At 74.2% G+C, this 21,782-nt stretch carries 26 protein-coding genes; 18 read left to right on the top strand and 8 right to left on the bottom strand.

The annotated features are described in order from the left end of the window. Positions 1–40 precede the first annotated feature (40 nt). The 6 genes from AB0H83_RS09650 (at position 41) to AB0H83_RS09625 (ending at position 4,431) form a co-directional block, all read left to right on the top strand. Positions 41–379, top strand: a complete 339-nt coding sequence (locus tag AB0H83_RS09650; protein ID WP_360089694.1) for an Imm51 family immunity protein — start codon at positions 41–43, stop codon at positions 377–379. Positions 380–418: 39 nt separating this feature from the next. Further along, the gene (locus tag AB0H83_RS09645) at positions 419–682 is read left to right on the top strand and encodes a DUF4303 domain-containing protein (protein WP_360089984.1); all 264 of its coding nucleotides are present in this window, start codon (positions 419–421) and stop codon (positions 680–682) included. Between the two features lie 208 nt (positions 683–890). Beyond that, positions 891–3,296, top strand: a complete 2,406-nt coding sequence (locus tag AB0H83_RS09640; RefSeq protein WP_360089691.1) for a penicillin acylase family protein — start codon at positions 891–893, stop codon at positions 3,294–3,296. Beyond that, positions 3,293–3,451: a hypothetical protein gene (locus AB0H83_RS09635; protein ID WP_360089688.1), complete on the top strand. Its 159-nt coding sequence runs from the start codon at positions 3,293–3,295 to the stop codon at positions 3,449–3,451. The genes AB0H83_RS09640 and AB0H83_RS09635 overlap by 4 nt, the downstream gene beginning before the upstream one ends. Before the next feature lie 58 nt (positions 3,452–3,509). After that, a complete protein-coding gene (locus tag AB0H83_RS09630; RefSeq protein ID WP_360089685.1) occupies positions 3,510–3,998 on the top strand; it encodes a universal stress protein in 489 nt (162 codons plus the stop codon). 70 nt (positions 3,999–4,068) lie between these two features. After that, positions 4,069–4,431, top strand: coding sequence for a DUF2203 domain-containing protein (locus AB0H83_RS09625; protein WP_360089682.1), 363 nt, complete (start codon positions 4,069–4,071; stop codon positions 4,429–4,431). Between the two features lie 4 nt (positions 4,432–4,435). On the opposite strand, the gene AB0H83_RS09620 is transcribed toward AB0H83_RS09625, so the two are convergent. From AB0H83_RS09620 to AB0H83_RS09610, 3 genes are read right to left on the bottom strand one after another with little or no spacing between them, the layout of a single operon-like run. Beyond that, complete coding sequence (locus AB0H83_RS09620) at positions 4,436–5,080, bottom strand: nitroreductase family protein (protein ID WP_360089679.1); 645 nt, start codon at positions 5,078–5,080, stop codon at positions 4,436–4,438. A 50-nt stretch (positions 5,081–5,130) separates the two neighbouring features. Then, the gene (locus AB0H83_RS09615) at positions 5,131–6,213 is read right to left on the bottom strand and encodes an NADH:flavin oxidoreductase/NADH oxidase (RefSeq protein WP_360089676.1); all 1,083 of its coding nucleotides are present in this window, start codon (positions 6,211–6,213) and stop codon (positions 5,131–5,133) included. 58 nt (positions 6,214–6,271) lie between these two features. Continuing rightward, a complete protein-coding gene (locus AB0H83_RS09610; protein ID WP_360089673.1) occupies positions 6,272–6,727 on the bottom strand; it encodes an Lrp/AsnC family transcriptional regulator in 456 nt (151 codons plus the stop codon). A 93-nt stretch (positions 6,728–6,820) separates the two neighbouring features. Here AB0H83_RS09610 and AB0H83_RS09605 point away from each other — a divergent pair, with 93 nt between their 5' ends. The 3 genes from AB0H83_RS09605 (at position 6,821) to AB0H83_RS09595 (ending at position 8,623) form a co-directional block, all read left to right on the top strand. Beyond that, positions 6,821–7,762 carry a PhzF family phenazine biosynthesis protein gene (locus AB0H83_RS09605; protein WP_360089670.1) on the top strand — a complete coding sequence of 314 codons (942 nt, stop codon included), beginning with the start codon at positions 6,821–6,823 and terminating at the stop codon, positions 7,760–7,762. Then, positions 7,762–8,205: a nucleoside deaminase gene (locus tag AB0H83_RS09600; RefSeq protein ID WP_360089667.1), complete on the top strand. Its 444-nt coding sequence runs from the start codon at positions 7,762–7,764 to the stop codon at positions 8,203–8,205. The genes AB0H83_RS09605 and AB0H83_RS09600 overlap by 1 nt, the downstream gene beginning before the upstream one ends. A gap of 127 nt (positions 8,206–8,332) precedes the next feature. Then, positions 8,333–8,623 carry a DUF4287 domain-containing protein gene (locus AB0H83_RS09595; RefSeq protein ID WP_360089664.1) on the top strand — a complete coding sequence of 97 codons (291 nt, stop codon included), beginning with the start codon at positions 8,333–8,335 and terminating at the stop codon, positions 8,621–8,623. A gap of 94 nt (positions 8,624–8,717) precedes the next feature. On the opposite strand, the gene AB0H83_RS09590 is transcribed toward AB0H83_RS09595, so the two are convergent. Continuing rightward, positions 8,718–9,575: a hypothetical protein gene (locus tag AB0H83_RS09590; protein WP_360089661.1), complete on the bottom strand. Its 858-nt coding sequence runs from the start codon at positions 9,573–9,575 to the stop codon at positions 8,718–8,720. Between the two features lie 312 nt (positions 9,576–9,887). On the opposite strand from AB0H83_RS09590, the gene AB0H83_RS09585 reads away from it, so the two are divergent. Then, positions 9,888–10,226 (top strand): serine hydrolase, encoded by a 339-nt coding sequence (locus AB0H83_RS09585; RefSeq protein WP_360089981.1) that lies wholly within the window; start codon positions 9,888–9,890, stop codon positions 10,224–10,226. 1 nt (position 10,227) lies between these two features. Here AB0H83_RS09585 and AB0H83_RS09580 read toward each other — a convergent pair whose 3' ends face one another. Then, complete coding sequence (locus AB0H83_RS09580) at positions 10,228–10,977, bottom strand: glyoxalase (protein ID WP_360089658.1); 750 nt, start codon at positions 10,975–10,977, stop codon at positions 10,228–10,230. 121 nt (positions 10,978–11,098) lie between these two features. Between AB0H83_RS09580 and AB0H83_RS09575 the strand changes: the two genes are divergently transcribed. Then, on the top strand, positions 11,099–13,234 hold the full coding sequence (locus tag AB0H83_RS09575; RefSeq protein ID WP_360089655.1) for an MMPL family transporter: 2,136 nt from the start codon (positions 11,099–11,101) through the stop codon (positions 13,232–13,234). On the opposite strand, the gene AB0H83_RS09570 is transcribed toward AB0H83_RS09575, so the two are convergent. From AB0H83_RS09570 to AB0H83_RS09560, 3 genes are all read right to left on the bottom strand, one after another. Next, positions 13,209–14,003 carry an inositol monophosphatase family protein gene (locus AB0H83_RS09570; RefSeq protein WP_360089652.1) on the bottom strand — a complete coding sequence of 265 codons (795 nt, stop codon included), beginning with the start codon at positions 14,001–14,003 and terminating at the stop codon, positions 13,209–13,211. The two genes, AB0H83_RS09575 and AB0H83_RS09570, sit on opposite strands and share 26 nt — an antisense overlap. Next, positions 14,000–14,986 carry a hypothetical protein gene (locus AB0H83_RS09565; protein ID WP_360089649.1) on the bottom strand — a complete coding sequence of 329 codons (987 nt, stop codon included), beginning with the start codon at positions 14,984–14,986 and terminating at the stop codon, positions 14,000–14,002. The genes AB0H83_RS09570 and AB0H83_RS09565 overlap by 4 nt, the downstream gene beginning before the upstream one ends. Positions 14,987–15,276: 290 nt before the next feature. After that, positions 15,277–15,840 (bottom strand): hypothetical protein, encoded by a 564-nt coding sequence (locus AB0H83_RS09560; RefSeq protein WP_360089646.1) that lies wholly within the window; start codon positions 15,838–15,840, stop codon positions 15,277–15,279. Positions 15,841–15,947: 107 nt separating this feature from the next. Between AB0H83_RS09560 and AB0H83_RS09555 the strand changes: the two genes are divergently transcribed. From AB0H83_RS09555 to AB0H83_RS09525, 7 genes are all read left to right on the top strand, one after another. After that, positions 15,948–16,337 carry a GntR family transcriptional regulator gene (locus tag AB0H83_RS09555; RefSeq protein ID WP_360089643.1) on the top strand — a complete coding sequence of 130 codons (390 nt, stop codon included), beginning with the start codon at positions 15,948–15,950 and terminating at the stop codon, positions 16,335–16,337. Beyond that, on the top strand, positions 16,334–17,218 hold the full coding sequence (locus tag AB0H83_RS09550) for an ABC transporter ATP-binding protein (protein WP_360089641.1): 885 nt from the start codon (positions 16,334–16,336) through the stop codon (positions 17,216–17,218). Before AB0H83_RS09555 ends, AB0H83_RS09550 begins: the two co-directional genes overlap by 4 nt. A gap of 5 nt (positions 17,219–17,223) precedes the next feature. Further along, positions 17,224–18,192: a hypothetical protein gene (locus AB0H83_RS09545; RefSeq protein ID WP_360089638.1), complete on the top strand. Its 969-nt coding sequence runs from the start codon at positions 17,224–17,226 to the stop codon at positions 18,190–18,192. Between the two features lie 108 nt (positions 18,193–18,300). After that, positions 18,301–19,062 (top strand): hypothetical protein, encoded by a 762-nt coding sequence (locus AB0H83_RS09540; protein WP_360089635.1) that lies wholly within the window; start codon positions 18,301–18,303, stop codon positions 19,060–19,062. A 77-nt stretch (positions 19,063–19,139) separates the two neighbouring features. After that, the gene (locus AB0H83_RS09535; protein ID WP_360089978.1) at positions 19,140–19,961 is read left to right on the top strand and encodes a siderophore-interacting protein; all 822 of its coding nucleotides are present in this window, start codon (positions 19,140–19,142) and stop codon (positions 19,959–19,961) included. An 8-nt stretch (positions 19,962–19,969) separates the two neighbouring features. After that, on the top strand, positions 19,970–20,548 hold the full coding sequence (locus AB0H83_RS09530; protein WP_360089632.1) for a hypothetical protein: 579 nt from the start codon (positions 19,970–19,972) through the stop codon (positions 20,546–20,548). Positions 20,549–20,976: 428 nt separating this feature from the next. Beyond that, a complete protein-coding gene (locus AB0H83_RS09525; protein WP_360089629.1) occupies positions 20,977–21,549 on the top strand; it encodes a hypothetical protein in 573 nt (190 codons plus the stop codon). The last annotated feature ends 233 nt before the right edge of the window (positions 21,550–21,782 follow it).

The following is a 21,782-nucleotide window of genomic DNA, read 5'->3' as shown; positions in this document are numbered from 1 at the left end:
CGATTTGGTGTCCGGAGGTGATGGCTGCCAAGCTCCCTGCATGACCGCGCCGAAGCTGATCGAGACGTCGCCGGGCAAGTACTCGCTGCTGCTCAACGCGGGCACGACCGACGTCGATGCCGTCGCGGAGGATCTCGGGCACGAGCCCAACGGGTATTTCTGGGCGGCGGTCGCGCGGCTGCTGGTCAGCACCGAGGCGCCGGCGCTGGAGGGCCGGTTCTCCTACGACCCCGAGGCCGGCATGTTCTGCGCCTACGGCACCGACCGCGGCGCGCTGGAGGCGCTGGGCAAGCTCATCGCCGTCGTGGCCAGCGACGCCGGGCAGGCGCGGAAGATCATCGCCCTCGCGAAGGTCAAGGGCGTCGAGCTCGACGACTGAGTCCCCAGGTATGACCCCGCCGGTGGTCGTCGACGCCGGCTGGCCGCGCCGGGCGGTGCTGCGTGCGGCTCGGGCAACGTCGCCGACCTGGCGCCGGGCGACTCCTGCGGCTACGCCCTGTACTCCGACGACGGCGCGATGACCGTGTGCTGCGCCGTGCACACCGCCGACCACCTGGCGCGGGTGCGGGCGGCGGACCCCGGCGACGCCGAGTACTGGCGGTGGAGCCCGCGGCGGAGGCCGACCGGTTCGCCCGGTGGCTGGGCGTTGCGCCGGCCGGCGGCCACTCGTAACGCCAGTTGATCAATCATTTTCGATTGACAGTGCATTGACGGTAGTACAAAGGTCACTGAGTGCAATATGGTGACCTCGCGAGGTTGCGCCCGGCTCGGTGTCGCGCCCGCTGATGCGTCACAGCCGAATTGGTCATTGCAACGCGCCTTCTTGCACATGGTGAATGCGACTAAGGATTCGAACCGCCATCAGTCCGCTGCGTCACTTCGGAGGAGCCGTGCCTCGCGCCCGTCGGATCGTCACGCTGTTGTCGGTAGCCGCCCTGCTCACGCCCGTGGTCGCCGTCGCGCCGGCCGGCGCGGCCCACGCCGGGTCCAGCGGCGCCGTCGCCTCCGGCGGCTACGCCGCGGTGATCAGGCGGACCAGCTACGGGGTGCCGCACGTGCTGGCCACCAGCGTCGGCAACGCCGCGTTCGGGCAGGCGTGGGCCTATGCCGAGGACCGCTTCTGCGACCTCGCCGACCAGATCGTCAAGGTCCGCAGCGAACGGTCCCGGTGGTTCGGCCCCGGACCCGACGGCGTCAACCTGGCCACCGACTTCGCGTACCAGTCCCTCGGCCTGGTCGACCGCGCCCGCGACCAGCTGACCCGCCTGCAGCCCGAGGAGCGCGACGTGCTCAACGGCTACGTGCGCGGCTACAACGCGTTCCTGGCGGCCACCGGCGCGGCCCGGGTGCCCGGCTGGTGCGCCGGCCAGCCGTGGATCGGGCCGATCACGGCGGTCGACGTGCTCGCGTACCAGCGCAACATCGCGCTCCTGGCCAGCGGCGACGCCCTGCTCGCCCCGATCGCCATGGCCGCGCCGCCGTCCGGCGCGCAGGGCACGTTGCCGATCGGCGCCACCGTCACCACCGACGGGCTGCGCGGGCTGCAGGAGCAGCGGGCCCTGTCCAGCAACGGGTGGGCGTTCGGCGCGGACAAGTCCCAGACCGGGCGGGGCATGCTCGTCGGCAACCCGCACTTCCCGTGGGAGGGCGAGCTGCGCTTCTGGGAGTCGCAGCTGACCGTGCCCGGCAACCTCAACGTGTACGGCGCCAGCCTCGGCGGCCTGCCCGGCGTGCAGATCGGGTTCACGGACAAGGTCGCCTGGACGCACACGATCGCGGAGGGGTCGCGGTTCACGTTCTACTCCGTCGACCTCGTCCCGGGCGCGCCGACCACGTACCTGGTCGACGGCCGGCCCGAGCCGATGACCGCCAAGCAGGTGACGATCCAGGTCAACCAGGGCGGCGTGCTGCAGCCCGTCACCCGCACCATGTGGTCCACGCGGTACGGCCCGGTGCTGGACCTGTCCGCCATCGACCCGGCGTTCGGCTGGGGCACCGAGACGGCGTACACGTACCGCGACGCCAACATCGACAACGATCGGCTCCTGCGGGTGTGGCTCAACATGGCCCGCGCCACGGACGTGTCGGGGCTGCGCGCCTCGATCGGCCGCGACCAGGGCATCCCGTGGGTCAACACGATCGCGACCGACTCCGCGGGCAACGCCTGGTACACGGACTCCTCGCCGACGCCGAACCTGTCCGCCGCGTCGATCGCGGAGTGGGCGGCGCATCCGCTCGGCGCGCTCAACGGCAGCGACAGCGCCAACGCGTGGGTGGTGCAGCCGGGGGCGCGCTCGCCCGGGCTGATCCCCTTCGCCCGGCAGCCGCAATTGCAGCGCCGCGACTACGTGTTCAACGCCAACGACAGCCACTGGGTGCCGAACCAGAACCGGTTCCTGACCGGGTTCTCCCCGTTGCAGGGCCTCGAGGGTACGCCGCTGTCGGCGCGCTCCCGGCAGAACCTGCGGCTGATCAGCGGCACGGCGAAGTTCGACCTGACCGGGCTCGGCACCGCGATCCTGTCCGGTGACTCGCTGACCGCCGCCGAACTCGCCGGGTACGTGGTCACGGCCTGCCGCGCGCGGGGCACCCGGCCGGTGGACGTCGACGGCACGCCGGTCGACATCAGCGCCGGCTGCACGGCCCTGGCCGGCTGGGACCGGCTGTTCGAGCTGCCGAGCCGCGGCGCGGTGCTGTGGCGCGAGACGATCGGGGCGGTCCTCGCCCAGTACCCCGACGCGCTCACCGTGGCCGGTCCGCTGTTCGGCGTGCCGTTCAACCCCGCGGACCCGGGACGCACCCCGCGCGGCGCACCCGCTGACCCGGCGCCGCTGCTCACCGGCCTGGCCCGGGCGATGCTGCGGCTGCGGGCCGTGGGCCTGCCGCTGAACGTGGCACTGCAGTCGGTGCAGTACACGGTGAAGGCCGGCCAGCGCATCCCGGTGCCGGGCTCGACGGAGAACGTCGGCATCGCCAACATGGCACAGTACGAACCGTTCCCCGGCTCGTCCCGGGAGCCGTTCATGAACCCGGGGACGTTCGTGCCCGGCAGCGACCTGACCGACCGCGGCTACGTGGTGAACTACGGCACCAGCTTCCTGCTGACGCTCGCGTACACGTCATCGGGCCCGTCGGCGCGTTGCATCCTCACCTTCGGCCAGTCCGCCGACCCCGCCTCGCCGCACTACGCCGACCAGACGCAGCTGTACTCCCGCAAGCAGCTGCGCGACTGCCGCTACTCGGAGTCGTCGATCGCCGCGGACCCGAAGCTGTCGGTCAAGACGGTCCGGGGGTGAGCGAGCGCGGCGAGCAGGTCGTGGACGGCGCCCGCGGGCAGCGCCGGGTTGCGGGCCAGCAGCAGCAGTGTCTCGTCGGGCACAGCTGCGCAGACTACCGCCGTCGTCCCGGCGAGCCGACCGGTGAGCTGCTGCGGCGGTGGCTCGGCCACTGAGCCCGGACCACCCGCGGCTCATCCTGCCGATGGCGGATCTGTCGGTACGGTGGGGAAGATGACGACAGCCGCACCGGTCATCTTCGGGTTCGACGGCTCCGCCGCAGCAGCTCGGGCCGTGCGCGCCGCCGCGCCGTTGCTCGGGCCGCAGCGGGCGCTCGTCGTCACGGTCTGGGAGGCCGGGCGGCGCTTCGACACCTCGACGCTGCCGGTCATCGGCCTGGAGATGCCGCCGACGATCCTGGACCTGCGCACCGCGGCCGAGGTCGACAAGGAGCTGTACGAGACCGCCGAACGCACTGCGGCGCACGGCGCGGGCATCGCCCGGGACGCCGGCTTCGTGGACGCCACGGGGCTCGCCGTCGCCGACGACCTGGACGTCGCCGAGACCCTGATGCGCGTCGCCCGCGAGCGGGACAGCCCCGGCATCGTGGTCGGCGCGCACGGCCACCACAAGCTCAGCGAGCTGCTGCTGGGCAGTACCTCCGACACCCTGGTGCACAAGGCGGACCGTCCGGTGGTCGTGGTGCGCGGCCGGCTCGCCTGATGCCGCGGCATTCCGGATCCCGCGCACCCTGGAGGATCGCCCGGTGGAGCGGGGTGCCACGCTGGGGGGCATGGGTCTGTACACACTGGCGGAGGCGCGCGCCGAGCTCGCCCGGCTGCGCCCGCTGCTGGACGAGTTCGTCGTCGTGCGCGCCGACACGGCCGAACTGGCGGCCTCACTCGCCCCCGGCGGGACCCCGACCGCGCTCGGCGGCCTGCCCGAGTGGAAGGCCTCCTCCGCCCGCCTCGACGAGTTGGTCACCGAGATCCAGCAGCCCGGCATCCAGCTCAAGGGCCTGGCTCCGCTGCTGCTGGACTTCCCCGCCGACCTCGACGGCGTGCCCGTCCTGCTGTGCTGGCTGGAGGGCGACCCGGACCTCGCCTGGTTCCACCGCGCCGACCTCGGCTTCGCCGGCCGCCGCTCGCTGCCCTGACGGGCTACCAGCGGTCCAGGTGCAGCACGGTGTCCAGAGGCTCGCGCGGCGCGGGCCGGAACGTCTCGCCGGTGTAGTACGCGGTCGGGATGAGCACCCCCTGGCGCACGTCGTCGGGGATGCCGAGCAGCTCGGCGACCTCGGCCTCGTGGTCGAGGTGCAGGGTGGTCCAGGCGGTGCCGAGGCGGCGGGCCCGGGCGGCGAGCATGTAGCTCCACGCGGCCGGCAGCAGCGAGCCCCACACGTCGGCCTGGTTGCCGGCGGACAGCTGCGCCACCCGCCGGCAGGCCAGCACCAGCACCGGCACGTCACCCATGCGCTCGCCGAGCCACGCGGCGCTCTCACCGACTCGCTGCTGGGTCGCCTGCCGGGCGGGGTCGTGGGCGTAGCGTTGCGCGCCGGGGCCGCCGGCCGCCGCGTACGCCCGGAACGCCCGCCGGTACACCTCGCCGATCGCCCGGCGCTTTTCCGGGTCCGTCACCACGATCCAGTGCCAGCTCTGCGCGTTGGAGCCCGACGGGGCCTGCAGGGCGATCTCCAGGCACTCGCGGATCAGCTCCATGGGCACCGGCCGGGTGAGGTCCAGGCGCTTGCGGACCGACCGCGTCGTGGTCAGCAGCTCGTCGGGGGACAGCGGAAGCGTCGGCACGCGCACTCTCCTATGTAAGGGCCAGACTGGGCATCTGACCCTAACATCGGTCAGCCGGCCGGGGGCGCCGGTTTCGGGCGGGCGGTCCGGTACTGCGGCGGCCAGGCGATGTCGTCGCCGAGTTCGAACGCGGCGCGCTGCGGCCAGGTCGGCTCGCGCAGCAGGGCCCGGCCGAGCAGGATCACGTCGGCCGACTCCTCCTGCAGGATCTTCTCCGCCTGCTCCGGCTCGGTGATGAGGCCGACGGCGGCGACGGGCAGGCCGCTGCGCTCGCGGACCGCGCGGGCGAACGGCACCTGGTACCCCGGGCCCAGGGCGATCCGCTGGGCGGCGCTGTTGCCGCCGCTGGACACGTCGACCAGGTCCACGCCGTGCGTGGCGAGCGCGGCGGCGACGTCGGCGACCTCGTCGACGGTGAGCCCGCCGTCGACCCAGTCGGTGGCGCTGAGCCGCACGGCGAGCGCGACGTGGTCGGGCAGGGCGGCCCGCACCGTGTCCACCACCTCGAGCAGCAGCCGGGAGCGGCCCCGCAGGTCGCCGCCGTACCCGTCGGCGCGCAGGTTCGACAGCGGCGACAGGAACTCGTGGATGAGGTACCCGTGCGCGGCGTGGACCTCGACGAGGTCGTAGCCGGCGGTGACGGCCCGGCGGGCGGCGGCGCCCCAGTCCTGCACGAGCGCCCAGATCTCGTCGGCGCTGAGCGCGGTGGGGGAGGCATACCCCTCGAACGGCACCGGCGACGGGGCGACGGTCGGCCAGCCGCCCTCGGCCACCGGCACGCTGCCGCGGCCGAGCCACGGGGCGAACGTCGAGGCCTTGCGCCCCGCGTGGGCCAGCTGGACCGCCGGCACGGCACCCTGGCCGCGGATGAACGCGGTGACCCGGGCGTAGTCGGCGGCCTGCCCGTCGGACCAGATGCCGGCGTCCTGCGGGGAGATCCGGCCGTCGGGGCGCACCGCGGTCGCCTCGGCGATGACCGCGCCCGCGCCGCCGCGGGCGATGCCGCCCAGGTGCACGAGGTGCCAGTCGGTCGGGTGCCCGTCGACGGACGAGTACTGGCACATCGGGGCGGCCCAGACCCGGTTCGGGAACGTGACACCGCGCAACGTCAGCGGGGCGAAGAGTCGGCTCATGTCGCCAGCAACACCACCGCCGCCGATTCCCTTTCGGGCTATGACATATGCAACACCGTCAGGACGGCACGGCGCGGTCGGCGACGACCTCGTAGACCAGGTCCGTGGTGATGGAGCCGACCCGGGCCAGCTCCGAGGTGATGCGGGCCAGATCCGGCATGTCGGCGGCGAGGACCTCCGCGACGTAGCACGCCTCGCCGGTCACCCGCACGCACCGCACGATCTGCGGCTCGCGGGCCAGGACGGCGGCCACCTTGTCGTACAGCGCGCCGTGCACCTTCATCCGCACGACCGCGCGCAGCGGCAGCCCGCACGCTGTCGGGTCGACGCGGGCGGTGTAGCCGGTGATGACGCCGCGCTCCTCCAGGCCGCGCAGCCGGGCCCGGGTCGCGGACACCCCCAGGTGGATCTCGGCGGCGAGCGCGGTCAGCGACGCGCGGGCGTCGCGCTGCACCGCCGCGAGCAGCTGCCGGTCCACCTCGTCGAGCCCGCCTGCGGGGGTGGGTGCCGTCATCGCGGCAGGTTACCGCAGATTGTGCGGCGCACCGCCCGCGATACCGCAGGAACGGCCTCCACCGCGCCCGCCGCCGGCCGTAGCGTCGTGGTTGTGACCGAGCCCCAGACCGAGACCCAGAGCTTCCCCGGTGTCGACTTCGTCTACGTCGACGTGTTCGCCTCGACGCCCCTGACCGGCGCGCCGCTGACGCTGGTGACCGACGCGGACGGCCTCACCGACGTGCAGATGCGGGCCGTCGCCCGCGAGTTCAACCAGTCGGAGACGACGTTCGTCCAGCGTTCGCCGGTACCCGGTGCGACGCGCCGGCTGCGGTCCTTCACCCCGACGGGGGAGGAGGTCTTCGGCGCCGGACACAACGCGCTCGGCGCCTGGCTGTGGCTCGCCTCCTCCGGCCGGCTCGGACCGGCCGGGCAGGACGCCACGTTCACCCAGCACATCGGCGAGGACGTGCTGCCCGTCCACGTCCGGCACGACGGCGGCCGGACCGTCGTGGCGATGGAGCAGTCCCCGCCCGTCTTCGGCGCCGTGGTCGCCGACCGGGCCGGGCTGGCCGCGGCGCTCGGCCTGCGGGAGGACGACCTCGTGCCGGACCGGCCCGCGCAGGTGGTGAACACCGGCGCCGGGCACCTGCTCGTGCCGGTCCGCGACCGCGCCGCCGTCGACCGGGCCGCACCCGACGCCGCCCGTCTCACCGCCGCGCTGCGGGAGGTCGGCGGGGAGGGCTGTTACCTGTACACCGGCGACACCATCGATCAGGAGGCCACCGCCTACGCGCGGTTCTTCAACCCGGCCATGGGCATCTGGGAGGACCCGGCCACCGGCACGGCCGCCGGCCCTCTCGCCGCGCAGCTGGTCGCCGGCGGCGTCGTCGTGCCGGCCGGGACGGGCGAGGCCACCGTCGTGGTCGAGCAGGGCCACTCGATGGGCCGGCCGAGCCGGATCACCGTGACCGTCGCCGGGTCGCGGATTCAGGTGAGCGGCTCCGGCCTGGTCGTCGCCCGCGGCACCATCGCTCTGCCGGCGGTGTCCTGATGGCGGCCGACGCGGCGCTCACGCCGGAGGACGAGCGGCTGCTGCGCCGGGCGATCGAGCTGGCCGTGCGGGCCAGGGCGGCCGGTGAGGCGCCGTTCGGGTCGCTGCTGGCCGGGCCCGACGGCACGATCCTCGCCGAGGAGCACAACACCGTGCTGTCCGACGGGGACATCAGCGCCCACCCCGAGCTGAAGCTGGCCCGCTGGGCCGCCCGCAGCCTGCCCGCGGACGTGGCGGCCGGCGTCACCATGTACACCAGCTGCCAGCCGTGCGGGATGTGCACCGGCGCCATCGACCGCTCCGGCCTGGGCCGGGTCGTCTACGCACTGTCCGGGGACCAGCTCGGCGCGCTCAAACCCTCCGGAGGGTTCCCGCCGGTGCCGCAGGAGGGGCCGGCCCTGTACCCGGACGCCCGGGCCGCCGTGGACGGCTACTACACCTGACCGGCGGCGCCCAGAACCTGACCGGCGGCGCCAGAAAAAAAATTTGGGGCCCTGTCGAAACGGGGGCGGGTCGTTCGACGCGTCAGTGAGCGGCACGATGGGCGTGCCGGTGGCGGGAGGATCGGACATGTCGTTCCAGGCGTACCTCGACACCATCGAGACCAAGACCGGCAAGACCCCGCGGGAGCTGCTCGCGCTGGCGGCCGAGCGGGGCTACGACGCCCCGGCGGTGAAGGCGGGCACGATCGTGGACTGGCTGAAGGCGGACTTCGACCTCGGCCGCGGGCACGCCATGGCCCTGGTGCACGTCATCAAGCACGGCCCGACGGTCCCGTCGAAGCACGTCGGCAGTACCGGTACGCACCGCGACGCCAGCGACACGCTCTGGCTGGACGGCAAGGCCACCCGCCCCGCGTGACGACCGGTCGTGGCACCCGCCGTCCCCCGCGCTGGCCGCCGTCCCCGCGCCGGCCGCCGCGCCGACCGGTGGCCGGCGGCCGGGGGCGGCGGCGTCACCAGCCGATGCGGGCCAGCGCGATCGCCACGAAACCACGCAGCGCGCGGGAGTCCCAACCCGGCACGTCGGCGGGCAGCGGGCGGTCGTGGTCGGCGGCCTCGGCGAGCATGGTCAGCGCCGGCTCCGGGGTGGCCGGGCCGTGCCGGTACGCCAGCGCGACCGCCGCAGTCAGCGCCACCTGCCCGTCCGGCGCGCCCAGCAGCGAGCGGAGCCGCGCGTCGACCGCCTCGCCGTCGACCGGCAGGTGCGCGAGGGTCAGGTTCGCGCTCGCCCGCGCCGGGCCGGCCGGGGCCGCCAGCAGCGCGGCGACCGCGTCCGGGGCCGGCGGGAGCCAGGCCAGCAGCGCCGCGGCGAGCGCGGCCACCTCGGCGTCCGCGTCGAGCACCCAGCCGGTGACGGTCGCCGCGCGGGCGGCCAGCGCCAGGTTCGCCTCACGCGCCCACCGGTCCGGGCCCGACCGGTCCCAGAAGAACGCGTCGGCGGGGTCGTCGTCCGGCCAGTCGCCGGCGAGGAACAGGTTCAGCTGCCGGACCTGCTCGTCGGTGATGGCACCGGCGTCCGGGTACGCGGCGTCGACGTCGAACGGCAGCCGGTCGTCGCGGTGGTCGCCGACGGCCACGGCGGCGAGCATGCGGACCAGGGCCGCCCGGTCCGGGGTCGCCGGGTCGTCGACGAGGTCGACCAGGAACGGCACCACCACGGCGGAGGCCTGCCAGCGGGTGCCCTGGTGGTACAGGTGGCCGAACAGCTCCCGGTACGCCCGCGGTGCCGGGTCCGGCCCGGCCAGGGCGCGCAGGAGGGCCGGCACGTGCCCCGACGTGCCGTCGCAGCCGTACACGGCGTCCCAGTTCATACGCCGGCCGGGCGGCCGTTCTCGAAGCGTTCGGCGGGGGCGCCGGGGCGCACGTGCACGACGGCGACGGTGAACGCGGCTATCACGGCGCCATCATCACGGCCGCGCGTGGCCACCTGTCAAGCGACGCCATCCGGCCGGTTCGTGCCGCCGGTGACGGTCATGCCTGCTCCCGCTGCCAGTGGCCGCGGCGGGTCCACTCCTGCGCGAGCAGTTCGTAGGAGCGCACCCGGTCGGCGTGGTCGTGGGTGATGGTGGTGACGGCCAGCTCGTGCGCGCCGGTCGCCTCGCGCAGCTGCTCGAGCCGGCGACCTGTTCCTGCGCACCCACGAGCTGGCCCGCTTCGCGCGGCTGCTGCTGCAGGACGGGCTGTGGGAGGACCGCCGGCTGCTGCCCGCCGGGTACCTGCGCCGGATGACCGCCGACCCCGCCGACACCAGCGCCATCACCGAGGGCGAGCGGTTCACGTACGGCTACGGGCTCGGCGTCTGGCTCGACCGGTCCGGCATGTACCGCATGGACGGCCGCTACGGCCAGTACGCGGTCATCTGCCCGGCCGCCCGCGCCGCCGTGACGGTGACCGCGCACTCCGAGTGCGAGGTCGACGTCCTCGAGGCGATCCACGAACTGGTCATCGACCGCCTGACCTGAGTCACCCGCGCGTCCGGGGATCGGCCGGCAGCCACGGGGTGAGCAGGGCCGGGTCGGTGACGGCGGCCTCGACCTGCTGGCGCTCCTCGGCGGTGAGGGTGAGGCGCTGGAGCCGCTCGCCCCAGGCGGGGACCCGCTCCGGCTCGTCGAGGACCGTGGCCAGCTCGATGAGCTGGGCCAGCGCGGTCGCCTGCGCCAGCGGCGGGGCGGTGTCGCCGTGGCGGCGCAGACCGGAGTTCAGGGCGCGGAAGGCGGCCAGGTCGTCCTGCTTGAACTCGCGCAGGATGCGGGCGTTGTCCAGCACCTTGGCCAGGCCCTGGAGGCGTTTGGATCCGCCGTACTCGACGTCGCCGGGCTCGTCGCGCTGGATGAAGATGACCGAGTTGCCGGACGGGTCCATGACCGTGAAGCGGGAGGCGCCGGGGCGGAAGCGGGTGATCCGGGGTAGTCCCTTGACGAGCACCTTGCCGTACGCGGCGCGCATCGCCGCGGTGAACGCCGCGTGGTACGGCGCGACGGCGTCGACCATGACCAGGCAGCCGCCGGTCTGCTCCTGCGCGGGGTCGACGCCGGGGGCGGCACGGGAGTAGTGCAGGTCGAAGCCGCTCCACCGGAACGCCAGGTACAGGTAGGGCCTGGTCTGCTCGTACGTCACGGCGAAGCCGAGCGCGCGCCAGAAGGCGAGGGTCTCCTCCGGCGCGACGCAGCCGAGCAGCGGCACCGTGGTCTCGTTGGGCTGTACCTCAGTCATACCATACAGTGTAAGGAGTTGTGTCGCGGGCCGCGACCCCGGCCTGTTGCGGAAGAGGCCGTCGTCGATGTTGGATGACGCGGGGCGGCGGCCAGGTCGGCGGCGGCCCGAGGAGGCTGCGGTGCTCGCACTGCTCGGCCGGTGGACCGCCAGCCACCGGATGCTCGTCCTCGCCGGTTGGGTCGTGATCGCCCTCGCGGGCGCGGTGTTCGGCGGCACCGTCTACGACCGCACCCGGTCGGTGGACAGCCTGCGCCCCGACGCGGAGTCCGCGGTCGCGCAGGCACGCATCGACCGGCTCGCCCCGGAGGGCGAGCGCGTCGTGGCGGTGATCTCCGGCCGCGACTTCAACGCCACCGCGCTCGTCGACGACGCCAGCCGGGTCATGTTCGACATCCGCGCGATCCCCGGCGTCGCCAAGGTCACCGACGCCTACACGGCGGGCTCCGGGCAGGTCTCGGCCGACAACCGCAGCTCGCTGGTCACCGTCGAGCTGCGCCCGGAGCTGAGCGACGCCGAGGCCCTCGCCGTCGCCGACCGGGTCGCGGCCGCGCTGCACCGCATCGACGCGCCGACGGTCCTCGTCGGCGGTGAGCTGCTCGCCGAGCGCACGTTCGGCGAGCAGGCCGTCAAGGACGCCGCCATCGGCGAGGGCGTCGCGCTGGTCGTGCTCTGCGGCGTCCTCGCCGTCGTGCTCGGCGGCCTGCTCGCGGGCGGCCTGCCGCTGGTCACCGCCCTCGCGACGGTCGCCGCGACGCTGCTGGCGCTCACCGGGCTCGCCGCCGCCGTGCCGGTCAGCGAGTACGCGGTCAACGTTGTCACGCTGCTCGGGCTGGGGCTCGCCGTCGACTACAGCCTGCTGATCCTCACCCGCTTCCGCGAGGAGCGCGCCGCCGACCGCAGGGCCGCGGTGCCGGACCTGCTGGCGCGGACCGTCGCCACGGCCGGCCGGGCCGTGCTCGTGTCCGGCCTCGCCGTCGGCGCGGCCCTGGCCGGGCTGTTCGCCTTCGCCGAGCCGCTGCTGGCCGCGATGGCGCTCGGCGGCGCCCTGGTCGTCTGCCTGGCCACGCTCGCCGGTCTGACGCTGGTACCGGCGCTGATCGCGCTGGCCCATCGACGGATCCCGGCGCCGAACACGGCCCGACGACAACCCCGCCGAGGAGGCGGCGTGCTGGCGCGGCTGGCGGGGTCCGCGCAGCGCCGGCCGGTGCTGGTGGCCCTCGCCGTGACCGCCGGACTGGTCGTGCTGAGTCTGCCGCTGCTCGGGGTCACCCTCGCCAACTCCGACGCCCGGTCGCTGCCCTCCGGCAGTGAGGAGCGGCTCGCGTACGAGGCCGTCGAGCGCGACTTCGCCAAATGGACCACGCAGCCGGTCACCGTCCTGATCGAGGCGAGCGCCGGCGACCCGGCGGCGGCGCAGCTGCTCACCCGGATCCGCGAGCTGACCGGCGAGGCCGAGCTCGACCTGCGCAGCGGCCTGCCGCCGGACGTCACCGTCGTGGACCTGCGCCCGGCCGGCCCCGCCGACGGCGCGCCGGCGCAGCGCCTGGTGCGGCAGCTGCGCGACCTGGACACGCCGGTGCCGGTCCTGGTCGCCGGCCCGGCCGCGGAGCTGATCGACGCACGGGCGTCGGTGGCGTCCCGGCTGCCGGTCGCGGTGGCGGTCATCGTCGTGACCACCACGATCCTGCTGTTCGTGCTGACCGGCTCGCTGGTGGTACCGGTGAAGGCGCTGTGCATGAACGTCCTGACGCTGCTGGCCACGCTCGGCGTGCTCGTCGCCGTCTTCCAGTGGGGCTGGGGCGCGGCGCTGCTGGGCTTCCAGCCGTGGGGCGCGCTGGACCTCACCACCCCGCTGTTGCTGTTCGTGTTCATCTTCGGGCTGTCGATGGACTACGAGGTGTTCCTGCTCGCCCGGATCAAGGAGGAGTGGGACCGCCGCACGGCGCAGGACCGCGCGGCCAACGACCGGGCCGTGCTCGCCGGCATCACCGCCACCGGGCCGGTCGTCACCACCGCCGCCCTCGCGGTCGGCATCGTGTTCCTCGGCTTCGCCCTCGGCGACCTGGTCGCGGTCAAGGAGATCGGCGTCGGCATGACCGTCGCCGTGCTGCTGGACGTCACGGTGGTGCGCGGCCTGCTGCTGCCCGCCGTCATGTCGCTGCTCGGCGCCGCGAACTGGTGGCGGCCCGGCCGCCGCCCAGCCGGGCGACCGGGGCCGGGCGAGCCGGTCAGTGCCGGAACTGCCGCTCGATGATCTCGAGCAGCGCCGCGTGGGTCGGCGCGTCGGCGGCGACGAGCAGCCCGCCGGCGCCGGTGTGCAGCGGCTGGCCGCGCAGCCCGGTCACCACGCAGCCGGCCGCCTCGCACAGCGCGATCCCCGGCGTGAAGTGCACGCTGCCGCGCAGGTCGCCGTCGGTCACGTACGCGGCGCGGCGGCCCGCGGCGACCCAGGCGACGGCGAGCGTGGTGGACACGACCCGCGGCCGGAACCGCTCGCCGAACGCCGGGTCGGCGAGCAGCCGCGCCGGGTGGAAGGCGGGACCGTTCGGGAACGGCGGGTCCAGGTTCACGTCGACCAGTGCCGACTGCGGCGCCGGTACGAGCACCGCCTGCCCGTGGCGGTCGCGGACGTGGGCGGGACCGCCGGCCGCCGCCCAGAACACCTCCCGCGCGAACGGGTCGGCGGACACGGCCACGGCGGTGCCCGCCGGGGTGCGCAGCGCGACGTTGACGGCGACGAGCATCGCGCCGGCGGCGTAGTTGAGCGTGCCGCACAGCGGGTCGACCAGCCACGTGCGGTCCCCGCCGCCGCTGCGGCCGCTCTCCTCGCCGTGCACGGCGTCGCCGGGGCGGGCCGCGCGCAGCACGTCGAGGATCGCCCGCTCCGCCTCGATGTCGGCGACGGTCGCGAAGTCGCCGCCGCCCTTCGCGAAGCGGTCCAGGTGGGTGCCGAAGTGCGAACGGACCACCGCCGCGCCGGCTTCGGCGGCGGCGATGGCCAGTTCAAGGTCGTCGATCGTCACGGTCCGACGATAGCCGCGGCCGGCACGGGCTCCGGCGCGATCGGTGCCCGGTTGCGCGGCCGCACGGCGAGGCCGGCGGCGCCCGCGACGGTCACCGCGAGCAGGCCGGCCGCGAGCAGGGTCCGGGCGTCCGGCTCCAGCAGCGGCTGGCCGCGCAGCGCCTGCCAGGTCAGCAGGGCGATCAGGCCGCCGTACCCGAGTGCCGCGGCCCGCACGAGCCCGCGGGCGGCCCGCGGCGCGCCGAACGGCCCGTCCGGGCGGCGCCGGGCGGCCCCGGCGAGCAGCAACGCCAGCAGCGGCAGCGCCTGCAGCGCATGGATGCCGACGAAGTGCGCGACGCGCAGGTCGCCGCCGGTGGTCGACCAGCCGGTCACCGGCATCGCCGGGCCGCCGTCGACGACGCCGACGCTGTGCGCGCCGACCATGCCGACGGTCTCGCCGCGGTCGAGGGCGGCCTGCTGCTCGCCGGTGGGCATCGTCATGAGGAACGCGACCAGCATCCCGGCCAGCGACAGCGTGAACCCGAGCCGGGCGGCCGACTTGAGCACCGGGTCGCCGCCGCGCTGGAAGGCGACGACGACCGCCACGACGAGGCTCGCCGTCCACAGCACCACGACCATGTTGCCCATCAGGGACCAGACGGCCTCGTCGAACGGCGTGCCCTGGTTGAAGTGACTGGCCCGGCCGCGCACCGCCTGCAGCACGATGAGGACCATCTCCATGGCCGCGGCGAGCGTCACGACGGTGCCCGCCCACCAGCCGGTCCGCCGCCCGCGCCGGGTTGCGCGCAGCAGCCAGGCGAGGGTCACCGCGTACACCCCCATGGAAACGGCGAACTTGAACGGCTTGAGCCAGGCGGGGCTGCCGACGACGAGGCGGTCGTCGACGAAGACACCGGCGGCGGCGACGAGCGCGAGCAGGCCCATCACCGCCGCGAACCACAGCAGCGGGCGGTGCCATCGGAGGGGCTGCGGACCGGTCATGGTGGACTCCACGATCGAGGGCTGATGATGCCCTCAGCCTGCCGAGCGTGGGGTGCCCGGCACGATGCCGTCGCCCCCCGGATCCGGCGTCCCGCCACCCTCAGCCGCGATGGTGTGGCTGTCCCTACCATCCAGCTGTCCTTAGAACCCCCGGGGGCGAGGCGGTGGCGATGGACGGCGTCGAGGACGTCCAGGGCCTCGTGGACGGCCGGGCCGTACCCGCGGGCCAGCCGGGCCGCCAGCCGGGCACTCAACGCATCGGCCACCGTCGACCAGTATCCCGCCGCGGGTCAGTGGTAGAAGCCCACCACGCCCTTGTCCTCGGCGGCGGCCGAGGCGGCCCAGGCGGCGACCGTGCGCACCTCCTCGGTCGTGCCCGTCTGCAGCGGCCCGGCCGCGGCGGCGACCTCGCCGGCCGTCCAGTACCCGATGGAGGGGAAGTCGTCCGGCGACGGGAAGTCAACCGGCGCGCCGCGGAAGATGAGGTCCGTCATGCTGATCGCGGCGCCGGTCGCCCGCAGCGCCGGGTCGACGGTGCTCTCCAGGTATGACGACGGGCACGGGTAGAACGGCCCGTTGTCCAGGAACCGGCCGGAGAACTCGACCATGTACTTGAAGCCGTAGCCGTACAGGTGCCCGGGCAGCGTCTTGTCACCGCCCATGACGAGGTGCTCGATCGCGGTGAAGACCGACGGCGCGCCGCGGTCGTTGGAGCAGTCAAGGTCCTCGTTGAGCCGGGCGATGTCGGCGCGGAACCGGCCGCAGATCGCCCGGCGCGCCTGGTTGTCGCCGCTGCCGCACAGCGTGCGGAGCCTGTCGATGTCGACCCGGTAGGCCATCACGCCGTACCCCATGCCACGTCCCTTTCGCGCCGGTCTATGCAGTGCGGGCTGACCGTACACGCTTGACGGCTTGCTGGAATTAGCTATTGTGCTAGGAGACTAGTTTAAGTGAGGTGGCGATGATCGAGTTCCATCTGGACACCCGCTCGGGGGTCTCGCCGTACATGCAGCTGATCCAGCAGGTGCGCCAGGCCATGCGGCTCGGGGTGCTCGTCGAGGGCGACCGCCTGCCGACGGTGAAGGAGGTCGTCGCGCGCGTGGCGATCAACCCGAACACCGTGCTCAAGGCCTACCGCGAGCTGGAGTACGAGGGCCTGGTGCAGGCCCGGCCGGGCATCGGCACGTTCGTCACCCGGACGCTCAGCGACGACACCCTCGCCGCGCACGAGCCGCTGCGCGCGGACCTGCGCCGCTGGCTCGCCGACGCCCGCGGCGCCGGGCTGGACGAGGAGAGCATCGAGGCGCTGTTCGTCAGCACGTTCCGCGAGCCGGTCGGGGACCGGGCATGACGGCGGTGCTGCGGACCGACCGCCTCACCAAGGACTACGGCCGGCGCAGGGCGCTGACCGACTGCACCCTGAGCATCCCCTCCGGACGCGTCGTCGGTCTCGTCGGCCCCAACGGCGCCGGCAAGTCCACCCTGCTGCAGCTGGCCTGCGGGCTGCTCGGCCCGACGTCCGGCACCATCGAGGTCCTCGGCGGCCGGCCGAACTCGGGACCCGCCCAGGTCGCCAAGGTGGGGTTCGTGGCGCAGGACACCCCGACGTACGCCGGGCTCAGCGTCGCCGAGCACCTCACGCTCGGTGCCCGCCTCAACCCCGGCTGGGACGCCGGCGTCGCCGAGCGCCGCATCGCCGCGCTCGGCCTGGACCCGGCGCAGCGGGCCGGGAAGCTCTCCGGCGGCCAGCGCGCCCAGCTCGCCCTGACCCTCGCCGTGGCGAAACGGCCCCAGCTGCTCATCCTCGACGAGCCGGTGGCCAGCCTCGACCCCCTCGCCCGGCGTGAGTTCCTGCAGAGCCTCATGGAGTTCGTCGCCGAGCAGGAGGCGAGCGTCATCCTCTCCTCGCACCTCGTCGCCGACCTCGAACGGGTCTGCGACCACCTGGTCGTCCTCACCGCCGGCCGGGTCCAGGTCGCCGGTGACGTCGAGGACCTCCTGGGCAGCCACCACCGGCTCACCGGCGCCCGCTGCGACCCGGCCGCCCTGCCCGGCGGGCAGGAGCTCGTGCACGCCGGGCACACCGCGAAGCAGTCGACGCTCATCGTGCGCAGCACCGCCCCCATCGACGACCCGGCGTGGGTCGTCGAGCCGTTGAGCCTGGAGGACGTCGTCCTCGCGTACCTGACCGAGGCCGCCGGCCGCCCCCGAGTCCTGGAGCCGCAACGATGACGTGGATGGCATGGCGGCAGTTCCGTGGCCAGTTCCGGCCCCTCGCCGCGGTGGTCGCGGTCCTGCTGGTGGCGTTCGCGGTGACCGCCGCGCAGATCACCGACCTGCGCCGGGTGAGCGGCTCCACCGAGCTGTTCCTCGCCGACCTCAAGGAGGGCTACCAGGCGTACCTGTACCAGGCCGGCAGCGCCGCACTGTTCGCGCTGCCCGTCGTCGTGGGGGTGTTCTGGGGCGCGCCGCTCGTCGCCCGCGAGCTGGAGACCGGCACGCACCGGCTGGTCTGGAACCAGAGCATCACCCGCACCCGGTGGCTCGCCGTCCGGCTCGGCACCGTCGCGCTCGCCACGGCCGTCGTCGCCGGCGTGACCACCGCCGGCTACGGCTGGTGGGCCTCGCCGATCGACGCCGCGGCGCTGGACCGGTTGCTGCCGGTCAACTTCGGCACGCGCGGCCTGGTGCCGGTCGCCACCGCGCTGTTCGCCCTCGCCGTCGGGACCACCGCCGGGCTGCTGCTGCGCCGCACCGTGCCGGCGATGGCGGTCACCGCGGCCGTGGTCGTCGCGGTCCAGCTGGCGCTGCCGTTCGCCGTCCGGCAGCAGCTCGTGCCGCCGGTACACACGACCGCCGCCCTCGACATGGGCAACCTCTCCTCGATGGGGATGCGCTCCGACGGGACCGTCCGGGTCATCGGCAACTTCGAGGAACCGGGTGCCTGGATCCTGACGAACGAGACGGTCAGGCCCGACGGCACGCCGTTCGAGCGGCTGGACGACCCGACCCCGTGCACCCGGGCCGCGGACACGCCGAAGGAGTGCGAGAAGGCCGTGGCCGCCGCCGGTCTGCAGCAGTCCGTGGTGTACCACCCGCTGCGGCACTTCTGGCCCCTGCAACTGGTCGAGGCGGGGGTGCTGCTCGCGGTCGCCGTGCTGCTGACCCTGCTGTCGTTCTGGTGGCTCCGGAGCCGGGTCACCTGACCCCGGCTGTCGGGCGCTTCGATCGCCGGACGGAGTCGCCGGGGACGGGCATGACCCCGGCGGCTCCGCTCGTCCTAGCTTGACATCAACCGTGCGATGCTGGGGGGCGTGCCGATCATCGGGTTCCTGCACACGGCCGAGGTGCACGTGGCGACGTTCCGCGACCTGCTCGCCGACCTGGCACCCGGCGCCGCCGGCCTGCACGCCGTCGATGAGACCCTGCTCGCCGACGCCCGGGCCCACGGGGTCGGTGACGCCGTCCGGGAGCGTCTCGCGGCGCACGTCCAGGCCCTCGCCGCCGCCGGCGCGCAGGTGGTCGTGTGCACCTGCTCCACGCTCAGCGGCCACGCCGAGACCCTCGACGCCGCGGTGCCGGTGCTGCGGGTGGACCGGCCGATGGCGCAGGCCGCCGTCGCTGCCGCTGCTGCTGCTGCCGCTGCTGCTGCTGCTGCCGCTGCTACCGCTGCCGCTGCCGCCGGCGGGGGCGGCGCGGGCGGCGGCGCCGGTGCGGACGGTGGCGGCGCGGGTGGGGGCGGCGGGGGTGTGGGCGGCCGGGTCGCGGTGGTGGCGGCGCTCGCCTCGACCCTGGCGCCGACCACGGCGCTGCTGCGCGAGTGCGCCGATGCCGCCGGTGCCACCGTCGACCTGGTCGAGGCGCCGTGCCTTGACGCGTGGCCGCTGTTCGAGTCTGGGGACCACGACGGCTACGTACGCCGGATCGCCGAACACGTCAGAGCCGTCGCCGCGGGCGTCGACGTGGTGGTCCTCGCCCAGGCCAGCATGGCGCCGGCCGCTGATCTCCTGCGGGACCTGCCCGTGCTCAGCAGCCCCCGCGCCGCGGTCGCCCACGCCGTCGCGGTGGCCGGGTGAGGTCGGCGCAGACGGTGGCCGGGTGACGTCGGCGCACACGGTTGTCGGGTGATGGCGGCGTATACGGTTGACGGGTGATGGCACAGCAGCCCGAGCGGCGGGCACCGCAGGCACACACCGGCCGGGTGGTACGCACCGAGCGGATCACCCCGAACATGCACCGCGTGGTGCTGGGCGGCGAGGGTCTCGCCAGGTTCGACGCCGGACAGTACACCGACCACTACGTGAAGCTGATGTTCCCGCCCGCCGGCGTCGTGTACCCGCGCCCGTTCGACCTCGCCGCGATCCGGGCCGAGCTGCCCCGCGAGCAGTGGCCGGTGACCCGCACGTACACGGTGCGCGACTGGGATCCGGCGACCCGCGAGGTCACCCTGGACTTCGTCATCCACGGCGACAGCGGCCTCGCCGCGCAGTGGGCGATCGCGGCCCGCCCCGGCGACGAGATCGTCTTCGGCGGCCCCGGCGGCAAGTACGCACCCGACCCAGCCGCCGCCTGGCACCTCCTCGCCGGCGACGAGAGCGCCCTGCCGGCGATCGCCGCGTCCCTGGAGCACGTCCCCGAGGGCGCGACGGTCGAGGCGTTCGTCGAGGTCGCCGACGCCACCGAGGAGCAGAAGATCCCCGGCGTGACCTGGGTGCGCCGCGCCGGCCGCCCGCACGGCGAGGCCCTCGTCGAGGCCGTCACCACCGCCCCCTGGCACGGCGACGACGTGCACGTCTTCGTCCACGGCGAGGCCGGGTTCGTCAAGGAGCTGCGCCGGTACCTGCGCCTGGACCGCCGCATCCCGCTCGACCGGCTGTCCATCTCCGGGTACTGGCGCCTCGGCCACGACGAGGACGGCTGGCAGGCCTCCAAGCGCGACTGGAACACCCAGGTCGAGGTCGAGCAGGAAGGGTAGTGGTGGCGGTGGCCCACGTCCTTGCCCGTCTGGCGGGGTACGGCCTGGTGCTGACGCCGCACTGGCCGTTCGGTTTCGAACGCGACCTCACCGCGCCCGGCGCCGTCCTGGTCACGCACGGACGGCAGCAGGCGCTGGTCGACCCGGCCACGCCCACCAGCCACCCCGGCGTCGTCGACATCGCCGACGGGCCCACCCACCCGTACTGGCTGATCGAGACGTCGCAGTTCGCGATGGCCTGGCCGGCAGGCTACGCCCTCGAGTCACCGTCAGACCCACACGACGGCACTCCGTTCTACCTGCACGGGCCTGACGAGCAGCTGATCTTCCCGCAGGGTCCGGCGGTGGTCGCCGGCCCGGACGCACTCGTCGCACCCGGCCAGACGGTCCTGCAGCGGGGCAGCACAGCCGGCGCCGAGGTCGTCGAGGTCGGCTACCAGCACGAGGGCGAGCCCTGGTGGCAGGCCCACTTCCTGCTCCCACACGGCGAACACCACACCCTCGTGCTGACCGCGCAGTCCCGCTACGCCGACGCCGCCGGCACGCGAGCCGCAGCACAGTCCATGCTGCCGGGCGCCGGCCTTTGACGGCCGTGTAACGCGTTCGCTGTCCGGTCACGGACTCCGGACTCCGTGGCCGTGCGCTTCCTGTGGTGGCCGTGCGCTTCGGCGGTGGTCGTGCGTTTCCCGCGGCGGCCGTGGGCTTGCGTAGTGGTCGTGCGCTTGGGCGGTGGCCCTGCGCTTCGGCGGTGGCCGTGCGCTTCGGCGGTGGCCGTGCGCTTCGGCGGTGGTCGTGCGTTTCCCGCAGCGGCCGTGGGCTTGCGTAGTGGTCGTGCGCTTGGGCGGTGGCCCTGCGCTTCGGCGGTGGCCGTGCGCTTGCGCGGTGGCCGTGCGCTTGCGCGGTGGCCGTGCGCTTGCGCGGTGGCCGTGCGCTTCGGCGGTGGCCGTGCGCTTGCGCGGTGGCCGTGCGCTTGCGCGGTGGCCGTGCGCTTGCGCGGTGGCCGTGTGCCTCGGCGGTGACGCTGCTGCCGAAGCTGGTGCTGGCCCTGCTTCTCGTCGTCGGCTCCTTCCTGGCGCGCCGCCGCTGGCGCGCCGCGGTCGGCGGCACCCTCGTTGCGTTGCCGATCGTTACCGGCCCGATCCTGTTCATCACCTGCATCGACCAGGGCTCCAGCTTCGGCATCCGCGCCGCTTCCGTGTGCCTGCTCGGCCTGGCCTCTCTCGCGACGTTCACGATCGTGTCCGCCGGGTGCTCCCGCGGGACCGGCTGGCCCGCCTCGCTGGCCGCGACGCGGCTCGCGACACTCGCCTTCGACCTGGGCCTCGCCCGGCTCGACGTCCTCCCGTTCGCCGGTCTCGCGCTTCGCGCGCTCCCACCCGTACCGGCGCAAGAGACAACCACGGCGTCAACCTGGCCGTGGTGGGACCTGCCCGGACGCGCCCTGGCAACCGCCGGCCTGGTCGTCGCCGTCACCACCGCGACCGCCACCGTCGGGCCGTCGACGACCGACGTCCTCGCCCCTTTGCAGGACGTGGCCGTCGCGGCCACCTTGACGATACGGCCGCCTGGCGTTGAGTGCTCGCGCTGACCGCCTGATTCGACGCGGTGTGATGGTGCGGATGCTTCGAGTGATGGTGCTGGACGTGGGTTTGTGCAGCCTCGAAAATGAAGGGCAGCGCCTACGGGGGAGGCGGCACGTGCCACGACCATACTTTTCTTTGGATGCACCGGGTTCAGGTTCGGTGGCGTCGTTCGATGAGATCGATTGGGACGCGCGGTTCGCGGCGGCCCGAGCCGAGCGACAGCGGCAGCGCGAGGAGA

Source organism: Dactylosporangium sp. NPDC050688 (genome assembly GCF_040654515.1).
Lineage (GTDB): Bacteria > Actinomycetota > Actinomycetes > Mycobacteriales > Micromonosporaceae > Dactylosporangium.
The sequence above is the reverse complement of the archived record's forward strand: the minus strand, read 5'-3'. Positions and strand labels throughout refer to the sequence as shown.

Excerpts from the sequence above, each read along its gene's own strand:
- AB0H83_RS09550 (WP_360089641.1), top strand. The coding sequence starts at position 16,334 with ATGACGGCGGTGCTGCGGACCGACCGCCTCACCAAGGACTACGGCCGG.
- AB0H83_RS09625 (WP_360089682.1), top strand. The coding sequence starts at position 4,069 with ATGGGTCTGTACACACTGGCGGAGGCGCGCGCCGAGCTCGCCCGGCTG.
- AB0H83_RS09615 (WP_360089676.1), bottom strand. The coding sequence starts at position 6,213 with ATGAGCCGACTCTTCGCCCCGCTGACGTTGCGCGGTGTCACGTTCCCG.
- AB0H83_RS09535 (WP_360089978.1), top strand. The coding sequence starts at position 19,140 with ATGGCACAGCAGCCCGAGCGGCGGGCACCGCAGGCACACACCGGCCGG.
- AB0H83_RS09580 (WP_360089658.1), bottom strand. The coding sequence starts at position 10,977 with ATGACTGAGGTACAGCCCAACGAGACCACGGTGCCGCTGCTCGGCTGC.
- AB0H83_RS09600 (WP_360089667.1), top strand. The coding sequence starts at position 7,762 with ATGGCGGCCGACGCGGCGCTCACGCCGGAGGACGAGCGGCTGCTGCGC.
- AB0H83_RS09555 (WP_360089643.1), top strand. The coding sequence starts at position 15,948 with ATGATCGAGTTCCATCTGGACACCCGCTCGGGGGTCTCGCCGTACATG.
- AB0H83_RS09650 (WP_360089694.1), top strand. The coding sequence starts at position 41 with ATGACCGCGCCGAAGCTGATCGAGACGTCGCCGGGCAAGTACTCGCTG.
- AB0H83_RS09595 (WP_360089664.1), top strand. The coding sequence starts at position 8,333 with ATGTCGTTCCAGGCGTACCTCGACACCATCGAGACCAAGACCGGCAAG.
- AB0H83_RS09610 (WP_360089673.1), bottom strand. The coding sequence starts at position 6,727 with ATGACGGCACCCACCCCCGCAGGCGGGCTCGACGAGGTGGACCGGCAG.
- AB0H83_RS09630 (WP_360089685.1), top strand. The coding sequence starts at position 3,510 with ATGACGACAGCCGCACCGGTCATCTTCGGGTTCGACGGCTCCGCCGCA.
- AB0H83_RS09590 (WP_360089661.1), bottom strand. The coding sequence starts at position 9,575 with ATGAACTGGGACGCCGTGTACGGCTGCGACGGCACGTCGGGGCACGTG.
- AB0H83_RS09560 (WP_360089646.1), bottom strand. The coding sequence starts at position 15,840 with ATGGGGTACGGCGTGATGGCCTACCGGGTCGACATCGACAGGCTCCGC.
- AB0H83_RS09545 (WP_360089638.1), top strand. The coding sequence starts at position 17,224 with ATGGCATGGCGGCAGTTCCGTGGCCAGTTCCGGCCCCTCGCCGCGGTG.
- AB0H83_RS09565 (WP_360089649.1), bottom strand. The coding sequence starts at position 14,986 with ATGACCGGTCCGCAGCCCCTCCGATGGCACCGCCCGCTGCTGTGGTTC.